The sequence below is a fragment of the Amycolatopsis rhizosphaerae genome, assembly GCF_007713715.1.
Taxonomy (GTDB): domain Bacteria; phylum Actinomycetota; class Actinomycetes; order Mycobacteriales; family Pseudonocardiaceae; genus Amycolatopsis_E; species Amycolatopsis_E rhizosphaerae.
This window is the reverse complement of record NZ_VJWX01000268.1, coordinates 1-9,570: the sequence shown is the minus strand read 5'-3', so window position 1 is coordinate 9,570 and position 9,570 is coordinate 1. Positions and strand designations below refer to the sequence as shown.

The following is a 9,570-nucleotide window of genomic DNA, read 5'->3' as shown; positions in this document are numbered from 1 at the left end:
CCCGGAGGGCCCCCTGCGGCAGAAGGCGCTCGGCCTCAACGGGGCACTGATGTCCAGCGGGTTCACCACCGGAGCCATCCTCGGCGGCGTGCTGACCGACCTGCTGTCGTGGCGATGGGCGTTCTTCATCAACGTGCCCGTCGCGATCGCCGTGCTGCTCATCGCCCCCAGGGTCATCAAGGAATCCCGACCCGACGAGCGCCCCAAGCTCGACGTGCCCGGCGCCGTCAGCGTCACGCTCGGCCTGCTGGCCGTCATCTTCGGGCTCACCCAGGCCGGCGAAAAGGGCTGGGGCTCGGCAAGCGCCCTGTTGTCGCTGGCGGCGGGCGTGGTGCTGCTGCTGGTGTTCTACGCCGTCGAGCGCAAGGTGTCCCGGCCGCTGGTGCCGCTCGGCATGCTCGGCAGGCGGTCGGTGGCCTGGGGCAACTTCGCCGGTCTGATCGCGTTCCTCACCTTCACCTCCCTGGTCTTCCCGCTGACCCTCTACCTCCAGGAAGTACTCGGCTTCTCCGCGCTCGCCGCCGGTCTGTCCTTCGGTGTGCTCGGTGTGGGAACGGTCCTGGGCGGCGTCACGGCCTCGAAGGTGATCGGCAGGATCGGCACCAAGCGGACGCTGCTCGTGGGCGGTCTTCTGCAGACCGTGTTCACCGCGGCCCTGGTCGGCCTCGGCAGCGACCGCTCGTGGCTGTGGCTGATGCTGGTCGCCAGCTTCCTCGGCGGTGTCGGCAACATGCTCGCCATCGTGGGCTTCATGGTCACCGCCACCTCGGGGCACGCGGACCACGAACAGGGTCTGGCCACCGGCCTCGCCACCATGACCCAGCAGGTCGGCATCACGATGGGCACGCCGATCATGAGTGCCGTCGCCACCGCCGCCATGGTCGGAACCGGAGCCTCGGCCGTCCTCGGTGGTCTGAAGGTCGCGATCGCGGTGAACGCCGCCATCGTGCTCTTCGGCGTCCTCGCCAGCGCCCTGTTCCTGCGCAACGAGCGGTCGGCCGCGCACTAGCGGCGGGCGGGAAGTCCTGGACCTCCCCCTGCGCCATGTCCACGTGGTCGACGCGACCAAGGGTCGGGTACGCCGGTCAGGCCAGTGCGGTCATGTGGTCACGGTGGTGGGTGGCGACGTCGTGGGCGGCTTGGACGAAGGTGGCGACGGCTACGGATCGGGAGGTCTCCGGCCAGGCGACCATGACCGCGCTGGGGCTGAGGCCGGTGACCGGCCGGTAGGCGATGTCCGGGCGCTGGTGCCGCTCGGTGGTGGAGCGTGCCAGGAACGCCACCGCCTGCCCCAGCGCGACCACCTCCAGGAGTTGCTCGACGCTGGCCACGAGCGGCCCCTCAGGAGTGTCGGCCGCCGCCAAGCCTGTGTGGCCGCCTGCTTCTGCGCCGTCGTATCCGGTGTAGTAGGCGGTGATGGAGGGGACGGCCCCCTTCCAGCGCGGGATCGGTTCGCCCTTGAGGTCGGTCAGCCGCAGTCGCCGGCGTCCGGCCAGGCGGTGCGCGGCGGGCAGGACGGCCAGTCGCGGCTCGACCACGAGTGTCTGGGAATCCAGCCCTTGACCGTCGAACGGGCTGCGCAGCAGCGCTACGTCGGCACGGCCGTCCCGCAGCATGGCGATCGGCTCTCCGCTGCCGCCGACGACGACTTCAGGCGGCGGCAGATGCGAACCCGTTCCCCGGTAGGCGGCGAGGATCTCCCGCAGCAGCCCGGCATCGCCTCCCGGTTTGACCGCCACGACGAGCTGGGGTGTCGGCTGACCGGCCCGGCGTGCTCGCCGGGCCGCCGCGTGCACCGCGTCGACCGCGATCCGGGCCTGGTCGAGCAGCACCTGACCGGCGTCGGTCAGCCTCACCTGCCGGGTGGTGCGCTCCAGCAGGCGTACCCCGAGCCGGGACTCCATCTGAGCGATCGCCTTCGACAGCGGGGGCTGCGCCATCCCCAGGCGTTGCGCGGCCCGGCTGAAGTTCAGCTCCTCGGCGACCGCGACGAAGTACCTCAGCTCCCGCACCTCCAGCTCACTCATATCTGCGGACTATAGATCCAGAGTCTTCTGGTCTTTCCCTGTCGCCCGTGGATGAGGGGAGGCTGGGTGCCATGACGACTTCGCAGAAGACTGCTCTGATCACCGGCGCGAACAAGGGCATCGGCAAGGAAACTGCGCGCGGGCTCGCAGCCCTCGGCATCACCGTCCTGATCGGCGCCCGCAACGCCGAGCGTGGCGAGGCGGCGACCGAGGAGCTTCGCGCGGGCGGCGCCGACGTACGGTTCGTTCCGCTGGACGTCACCGACGAAACCTCGGTCCAGGCCGCCGCCCAGCACATCGACGCCACGTTCGGCCGCCTCGACATCCTCGTCAACAACGCCGCGATCAGCGCCGGACCGCAAAAACCGGGTGAAACCCCAGCCGCTGCCGTCCGGCAGGTCTACGAGACCAACGTGTTCGGCGTCATCGCGGTGACCCACGCCATGCTCCCCCTGCTCCGCCGCTCGGCCGCCGCACGCATCGTCAACATGTCCAGCGAACTCGGCTCCCTCACCCACCTGGCCGACCCGGGCAGCCCGTGGTCCGGCTACTCCTCGATCCTCCTCCCTTACTGCACCTCGAAGAGCGCGCTGAACGCGATCACCGTGCTCTACGCCAATGAACTGCGCGCCGAAGGGATCCTGGTCAACGCGGTGAGTCCGGGCTACTGCGCGACCGACCTCAACCGCCACACCGGGATACGCACGGCGGAGGAGGGCGCGGCCGTGGCGGTTGACCTGGCGACGGCGGGCGAAGACGGCCCGACGGGCGCCTTTTTGGCCGAGGACGGGCCGATTCCCTGGTGAGACCATGCCGCGCCGTCTCCACCCGAAGCCTGCCGTGGTGTTCAACCCCCGCCGTGACGATCACTGGCCTCTTGCGCGGCGCCCATTGATCCCCGAGGCCGAACCGAACCGGGCCGCGACGGCGTGGAAGACCTCCTTCGGCTCCCAAGCCATATCGGGATACCGCACACCTTTCCGTCCTTTGAGGACCTTCACGACACCGTAACCGGCCATGTCGAGATCGCGCCTTGGGTCGGGGTCGAACGGGGCTTCATAGCCGGCGAAGGTGAACCAGAACGCACCGTGCACGCCCTCGGCCTCGAAGACGTCCATCAGCTCGTGGAAGTACGCCACTTGAACGGATTCGTCGCGGACGTAGTCGCCGTTCAGCACGCGGGGTTTTGCCGCGTGGTCGACGATCGTCCAGCCCGTTCCGCCTGCCTCCGCCGCGCCACGATAGGCGCAGCAGCCGAACTCGGTGATCACCAGGGGTTTTCCGTGCGCGCGGTGGTCCCGCACGCGCTGCGAGAACTCGGCGGCGTTGTGCGCCGAGCGATACAGGTCGACCGCGGCGAAGTCGAACCGCGACCAGTCGATTTCCTCCCATTCCCCCGAGGCATAGGTGATCCTGCCGCCGAAGTGCCCCCGCGCGACCTCGACGAGGTCGCGCAGCACCGCGGTGAAGTCCGCATCGGGTGAGTATCCGGCCCAGGCCTGCGGGTTCATCGCGTTCCGCATTCGTTCCATCAGGCAGGCACCCGGCACGAAGCCGGCGCAGAACAGCGACATCTCACAGCCCAGCACGAGCACGGTCTCCGGGTCGCGCACCCGGATCTCCTCCGCACGCTTGGCGCAGGCTTCGAAGAAGGGCGGCAGTTGCGCCGGGGTCAGGTCGACCGGGAACGGCGCGAACCACACCTGCAGCCCCGCGTCGACGGCGGCATGCGCGGCCAGCGTGATGCGGTCCTGGTCGTCCCCGCTGATCCGGACCGCATCGCAGTGCAGGTCCGCCGCGATGATCTCCAGTTCCCGCCGCACCACGCCGGGGTCGAAGCCGACCCGCGACCGGTCACCCACCGCGCCGGCGAAACCGGTGTCGTAGTTGATCCCCCTGAGCTTCATCATCCCTCCGGAATGTACGTTGTACACTCACTGTACGTTGTACACTCCGGGTATGCCAAGCACTCCTGTGGAACGGCTGGTCTGGCACCACCCGGAGCCACCAGGCCGGAAGCACGCGCTGACTCGCGCGGAGATCGTGCGCGCGGGAATCACCCTTGCCGACGCTGAAGGCGTTTCCGGGCTGACCATGCGCGCCGTCGCCGACGCGCTCGGCGTGTCCACCCCGATGTCCCTGTACCGCTACGTCCTCAACAAGGACGGCCTGGTCGATCTGATGCTGGACGAGGTGTCCGCCGAGGTCGAGGTGCCGGACGAACCGAGCGACGACTGGCGCCGCGACCTGCGGGACGTCGCGTGCAGCCTCTGGCTGATGATCGGCAGGCACCGGTGGTATGCCGAACTGGTGGACAGCCGCCCGCCGTTCGGGCCGAAAACCATGCGGCGGGCGAGTTTCATGCTCGAAGTGCTCGAAAGGGCCGAACTCAGGCCGGCAATGACGTACACGTCGCTGTTGGACAACTACGTGACCGGCACCGCGATGAGCGTCAGCAGGGAGATCGCGATGCTCGAGCGGTTCGGCATCGGCACAACCCAGGACCTGCAGGCGTACGCGGGCGAGATGGCGAACGACTCACTCGGCTCCTGGCTCCGGGACATGCCGACCAGTACCGCGGACGAACGATTCGAACTTGGCCTGGACTGCCTGCTCGACGGGATCGCCGCCAGGCGGCGGCCCGGTCGGCGATCACCCGGGTGATGGCATCCCCCAGGGCTTCCGCAGATCCCGGGCTGCGGTCGCGGTATCCGGCTTGTCGGCCGGACACCGCGACCGCGCACGTCAGCCAGGGGCGGCGTGCGGCCGTCAGCGGAACGTCATGCGGGTCGCTTCCTGCTTGCCTTGGGCGTAACCGGCACGGGCGGCGGGGATGCGCGTGGCCGGATCCATCTGGTTCGTGCCCATTGCGGCCCGGGAATCGGTGTCCGGCGTGATCACCTCGACGCGGCTGCCCTGCTTGCGCAAGGCCTCGACCTGGCTCGCCAGGTCCGTGCCCCATTCCGGTTCTCTGCGCAGGCCCTCGAACTGGCCTGCTTGCGGTGGTGTCCGGCTCCGTCCACCGAACGGCGAGAGCACCACGACGTTCGCGCAGCCCGCGGCGAGGTCGGCGTTTTCGGCGGAGCGCACGCCGCCGTTGATGTAGTGAGTGCCGTCGATGCCGTGCGTGGGGCCCAGACCGGGCATCGCGGTGCTCGCGGTGATCGCGTCCACCAGCTCGACGCCGGAATCGCGGTCGAACGCGGCCAGCTCCCCGGTATGCGCGTTGACGGCCACCACGATCATCGGCCTGTCCGGCCATTCGCGGCGAGGCAACCGGGCGGCGACCATGGCACGCCGCTGTTCCGCCGCCGCGGGTCCGAGCACGGAGTCGGTCTCCAACCCGAACGCGCCCATCGCACGTCGTAGATCGGCTGCCGACGTGGCGGCGGCGCCGATGGCCCTCATCCGCTCGAACGCCGTGTCCATCGACGGGGACGGCGGCCGTCCCGGGTTCTGTCCGACCGGTTGAACCGGCGAGGACAGCACCGCGGCCAACAGTTCTGCCGGTGGCATACCGCTGCGCACGTACGCCGCCGTGGTGGAACCGGACGAGGTGCCGATCACCAGATCGGCGGCCTCCGTCAGATCGGGGCCGGCTTCGGCCAGACCTGCGATGACACCGATCTGCCACGCCTGTCCGGCAGCCCCACCGCCACCGAGGACCAGAGCAAAGTTGTGAACCATGGGTTCGCCTTTCGAGAGTGCCTTGTTGTCGAGGCGCTCCCGGCGATACCTACGTCAACCGCCCGACCGTGACGGGAAGGAGCACCCACGTCGATACAGCGTTCATGGGTCTCACCTCCTCGGACGGTGTCACGGTCGACTGAAAGCTACCAGGCCGACGGGATCCCGCCCATCCGTTTTCCCCGCCACGTGATCACGGCCTCCAGGCGACCACTCCGCTGACGATTTGCCTCGCTTGCCTCCTCTCCCAGTCTCATATCAATAATCGAGCTTATCCATATGATCTAAACCTTCTTGTCGTCTCCGGTAGTTCAAGTTTCATAACCTGAACTGGACCTTTGAGTTCAAGATCAGAAACCTGGTATGGTGCTGATGTGACCGAAGTGGCCCAGGAGATGACCGAAGATGGGGTCGAACCGCCCGAGAGCGCGAAGCCGCTCCCGCCGGTCCGGCGTGGCAGCCGAGAGGAGCGCCGGGAAGCATCACTCCAGTCCTTCGGCGCCGGAAAGGAGGCGCGGTGCGCCTACTGCGGCCGGACGCTGCCGCCGATCCCGCCGCGGGGCGGCAGGCCCACCCCCTACTGCCCCGCCGATCCCGAGCGCTACGGACGCTGGGGGGCCAGGGTCATCACGTGCGCGCTACTCGACGAATGCCGGGAAATCTGGGTGCACACCTACGGTGCCGACCAGCCGATGACGCGGGTGGACCTGCGCACGCTGGACGAGCGCACGGCAACCGTGCTCGACGCCCTCGAACCGGTCCGTCAAGAGATCGCCGCGCTGCGCACCCGCGTGAGCGACGAGGCGGCGGCCGCCCTGGAGGAAAAGTCCGCCGCGGAAGTCGCGCGGGACGCGGCGATCGAGCGGGCCCGGGAAGCCGAGGCGGAACGAGTGAAGGCCGCCGAGGAAGCCGGGCAGGCCAGGCGACAGGCCGAGGAGGATCGGGCCAGAGCGGTCGAAGCGCAGGAACGGGCGGCACTGGCGGTGCGGGAGAAGGACGAGGCGCTCGCCCGGCAGCAGGCGGCGGAAAGGGAGAAGACCAAGGCGATCGTGGATCGCGAACGGGCACTGGATCAGGTCACCACCGCGCACGAGAAGATCGCCGAACTGCAGACCGCCCTCACCGGGGAACGCGCGACCACCCTGGAACGCCTCGACCAGCTACGCCACGAGGAGGCCAGGGCACGCCAGAACCTGACCGAGGAATACGAGCAGCGGCTACGCGCCCGCACCGAGGAGTTCAACGGGCAAGCCCGCTCCCTCCAGGCCGCGGCCGACCAGCGCGTCGCCGAACTGACCACCCGGCTCGCGCGGGCCACCCAGGCCTACGCCGACGCGCTCGCCCCGCTGCACGAGCAGATCGGGAAGCTCCGCGCCGACCTCACGACACAGACCGCGCACGCCGCCGACCTGGCGCGCCAACGGGAAGACCTGAACTCCGCCCTCGGCCAGGCACTGGACGAGACCACCGAAGAGCAACCCCTGCGCGGCCGACTGGCCGCCATGCTCGGACGGCAGAGTGTCGACCCCGGTGGTGGGGACACCGGGGTCGAGTAGCAGCCGCGGCCGGGCCGGTCAGTGGTCTTGGTGGGTGTTGAGCCGGGCGGCCTGGTGGGCTGCCTCGGCGCCTGGCCCGGGTTTGGGCTTCTGCCCGCCGGTCCGGCGGCCCCGGCCAGGCCTTGAGGAACATGGGAACGGAAGACGGCGCTCAGCGTTGATCACGGCTTGACCTGCGTTCTGTGAGTTGACCAGAGGCCTGGGGTGCTGGTGAGGCGGTTCCGCCGCGGTGGGCGGGTTGCGGCAGCAGGAGAGATGCGTTGCCGGTTGAGTTCCTGTCCGATGGCCAGGCGTCGGCGTAGGGCAGTTTCCCAGGCGCGGGGTTCTCACGTGCCGAGTTGGCAGGTTCTTCGACGAGCCGCTCGATGGCGTGCCGCTGGAGCTGGTGGACTACCTGGCCGAGCAGCTGGGCCGATCCCGACGCTGTGCACGACGTCGAGGACGAGGACGACGAACTCGGGTAGGCGCCGCTGCGCAGGCCACCCCACCGGCAGACGTGCTGTGGCGCGGTCGCCGCAGGCTTTGATGGCGGGAACCGGGGTGGTGGTCTAGGCACTCTTACGGCTTCGCCGCCTTCGATGTGGACCCGGGCGGCGGGGCCGGTCCTTTGACTTGACCTTGAGCGCGCTCCAAGTCCTAGTGTCGGACGCGTTCGTCAGCCCTCGAGGTACCGCCCGGTCCGCCGGGCAGGAGGAGTATCCGCGCATGATCACCCGAACCACGCTCGGCTCGCCCGGTCTCACCGTCAGCGCGATGGGCCTGGGGTGCATGGGGATGAGCGAGAGCTACGGCGCCGCCGACTGGGACGGCGGCCTTGCCACCATCAACCGGGCCCTGGAGCTGGGCATCACGTTCCTGGACACCGCCGACGCCTACGGCACCGGGCACAACGAGGTGCTGGTGGGCCGGGCCATCCACGGCCGCCGGGACCAGGTGCAGCTGGCCACCAAGTTCGGCATCGACCGCAGCGCCGGAGACCGGGCACGCCGCATCCGCGGTGCCCGGGACTACGTGCTGCGCGCCTGCGACGCCTCGCTGCTGCGGCTGGGCGTCGAGGTGATCGACCTGTACTACGCCCACCGCCCGCCCCAGGACGTGGAGATCGAGGAGACCGTCGGGGCGATGGCCGAGCTGGTCGAGGCGGGCAAGGTCCGCCGTCTGGGCCTGTCCGAGGTCGACGGCGAGCTGCTGCGCCGGGCGCACGCGGTGCACCCGATCACCGCGGTGCAGAGCGAGTACTCGCTGTGGACCCGCGACGTCGAGGCGGTCACCCCGGTGATGGCCGAGCTGGGGGTCGGGTTGGTGCCGTACTCGCCGCTGGGGCGGGGGTTCCTGACCGGCACCCTGGACCGCTCCACGCTGGGCGAGAAGGACTTCCGGCGCACCAACCCCCGCTTCGCCGGCGAGGCGGGCGATGCCAACGAGAAGATCGCGCAGACCGTGCGTGAGGTGGCCGACCGGCTGGGTGCCACCCCGGCCCAGGTGGCGCTGGCCTGGGTGTACGCCCAGGCCGAGCGGCTCGGGGTGGCGATGGCGGCCATTCCGGGCACCCGCAGCCCGGCCCGGCTGGAGCAGAACGCGGCCGCGCTGGAGCTCACCCTGGACGCCGAGGCGCTGGCCGCGCTGGACCCGCTGAGCGACCAGGTGACGGGCGAGCGCTACGCCCCCGCGCACACCGCTGAGATCGCTCGGGGCTAGCCGGTGGGCTCGACGTCCAGCTCGACGACGTCGTTGACGTCGCGCTCACCGGTGACCGCGCCGGTCACGACCAGCCGGGGTCGGGCCAGCGGTGCTCCCGTCCTGCTCGACGGCCAGGATCGCGCCCCGGTTGCCGGAGCCCGGGGCGATCTCGCCGTAGGTGACCAGCGCCCGGTACCCGTCCGCGCCCACCGCGAGCACGCCGACGCTCAGCTGGGGTGTCGTCAACCGATCCCTTGACGACACCCCAGCCGAGGCGTCCACCGGATCGACCGAACACCCGGATACGTGTGTTTTCATCAGTCGGTGGCGCTGAATCTCCAGTGGTAGTTGGCGTTGGCGCGTGCCCTGATTAACTAACGGCAAAAGCGTGCGACTGGGGCCCCCGTCACGTCTAGCGGGGTGGTACAGGTGAGGTTGGTGCCGGTGAGGTTGGCATGTGTGAAGTTGACTTGAGCCAAGCAGACGTTGCTTAAGAGCGCGTCTCATGTGGTGAGTTTTCGAAGTTTCTTCCAGCTGGTTATGGCGGCTCCGAGTTGGAGGAATGCGAGGAAGTGTTTGGCTTTGCGTTCGTAGCGCAGGGTCAGGCGTCGGTATCCGGT

9 protein-coding genes and 1 pseudogene are annotated in these 9,570 nt (G+C 69.4%); 5 read left to right on the top strand and 5 right to left on the bottom strand.

The features are described from left to right. Positions 1–1,009: MFS transporter (locus tag FNH05_RS23500; protein WP_144590879.1), on the top strand; the 1,009-nt coding region annotated here is incomplete at its 5' end. Positions 1,010–1,085: 76 nt separating this feature from the next. Here the strand turns inward: FNH05_RS23500 and FNH05_RS23495 are convergent. Further along, positions 1,086–2,027 carry a LysR family transcriptional regulator gene (locus tag FNH05_RS23495; RefSeq protein ID WP_144590878.1) on the bottom strand — a complete coding sequence of 314 codons (942 nt, stop codon included), beginning with the start codon at positions 2,025–2,027 and terminating at the stop codon, positions 1,086–1,088. 71 nt (positions 2,028–2,098) lie between these two features. Here FNH05_RS23495 and FNH05_RS23490 point away from each other — a divergent pair, with 71 nt between their 5' ends. Continuing rightward, complete coding sequence (locus FNH05_RS23490; RefSeq protein ID WP_186382700.1) at positions 2,099–2,833, top strand: SDR family oxidoreductase; 735 nt, start codon at positions 2,099–2,101, stop codon at positions 2,831–2,833. Positions 2,834–2,893: 60 nt separating this feature from the next. Here FNH05_RS23490 and FNH05_RS23485 read toward each other — a convergent pair whose 3' ends face one another. Next, positions 2,894–3,937, bottom strand: a complete 1,044-nt coding sequence (locus FNH05_RS23485; protein WP_246127904.1) for a glycoside hydrolase family 113 protein — start codon at positions 3,935–3,937, stop codon at positions 2,894–2,896. A gap of 49 nt (positions 3,938–3,986) precedes the next feature. Between FNH05_RS23485 and FNH05_RS23480 the strand changes: the two genes are divergently transcribed. After that, positions 3,987–4,691: a TetR/AcrR family transcriptional regulator gene (locus tag FNH05_RS23480; protein WP_246127903.1), complete on the top strand. Its 705-nt coding sequence runs from the start codon at positions 3,987–3,989 to the stop codon at positions 4,689–4,691. 105 nt (positions 4,692–4,796) lie between these two features. On the opposite strand, the gene FNH05_RS23475 is transcribed toward FNH05_RS23480, so the two are convergent. Continuing rightward, positions 4,797–5,714 (bottom strand): patatin-like phospholipase family protein, encoded by a 918-nt coding sequence (locus tag FNH05_RS23475; protein ID WP_144590877.1) that lies wholly within the window; start codon positions 5,712–5,714, stop codon positions 4,797–4,799. 374 nt (positions 5,715–6,088) lie between these two features. Between FNH05_RS23475 and FNH05_RS23470 the strand changes: the two genes are divergently transcribed. Continuing rightward, on the top strand, positions 6,089–7,270 hold the full coding sequence (locus tag FNH05_RS23470) for a coiled-coil domain-containing protein (RefSeq protein ID WP_246127902.1): 1,182 nt from the start codon (positions 6,089–6,091) through the stop codon (positions 7,268–7,270). Between the two features lie 705 nt (positions 7,271–7,975). Beyond that, positions 7,976–8,968 (top strand): aldo/keto reductase, encoded by a 993-nt coding sequence (locus FNH05_RS23465; protein WP_144590876.1) that lies wholly within the window; start codon positions 7,976–7,978, stop codon positions 8,966–8,968. Positions 8,969–9,013: 45 nt separating this feature from the next. On the opposite strand, the gene FNH05_RS23460 is transcribed toward FNH05_RS23465, so the two are convergent. Beyond that, positions 9,014–9,196, bottom strand: coding sequence for a hypothetical protein (locus tag FNH05_RS23460; protein ID WP_144590875.1), 183 nt, complete (start codon positions 9,194–9,196; stop codon positions 9,014–9,016). 128 nt (positions 9,197–9,324) lie between these two features. Beyond that, a pseudogene (locus FNH05_RS40075) lies at positions 9,325–9,441 on the bottom strand (pentapeptide repeat-containing protein); the annotation flags it as partial. Positions 9,442–9,570 lie beyond the last annotated feature (129 nt).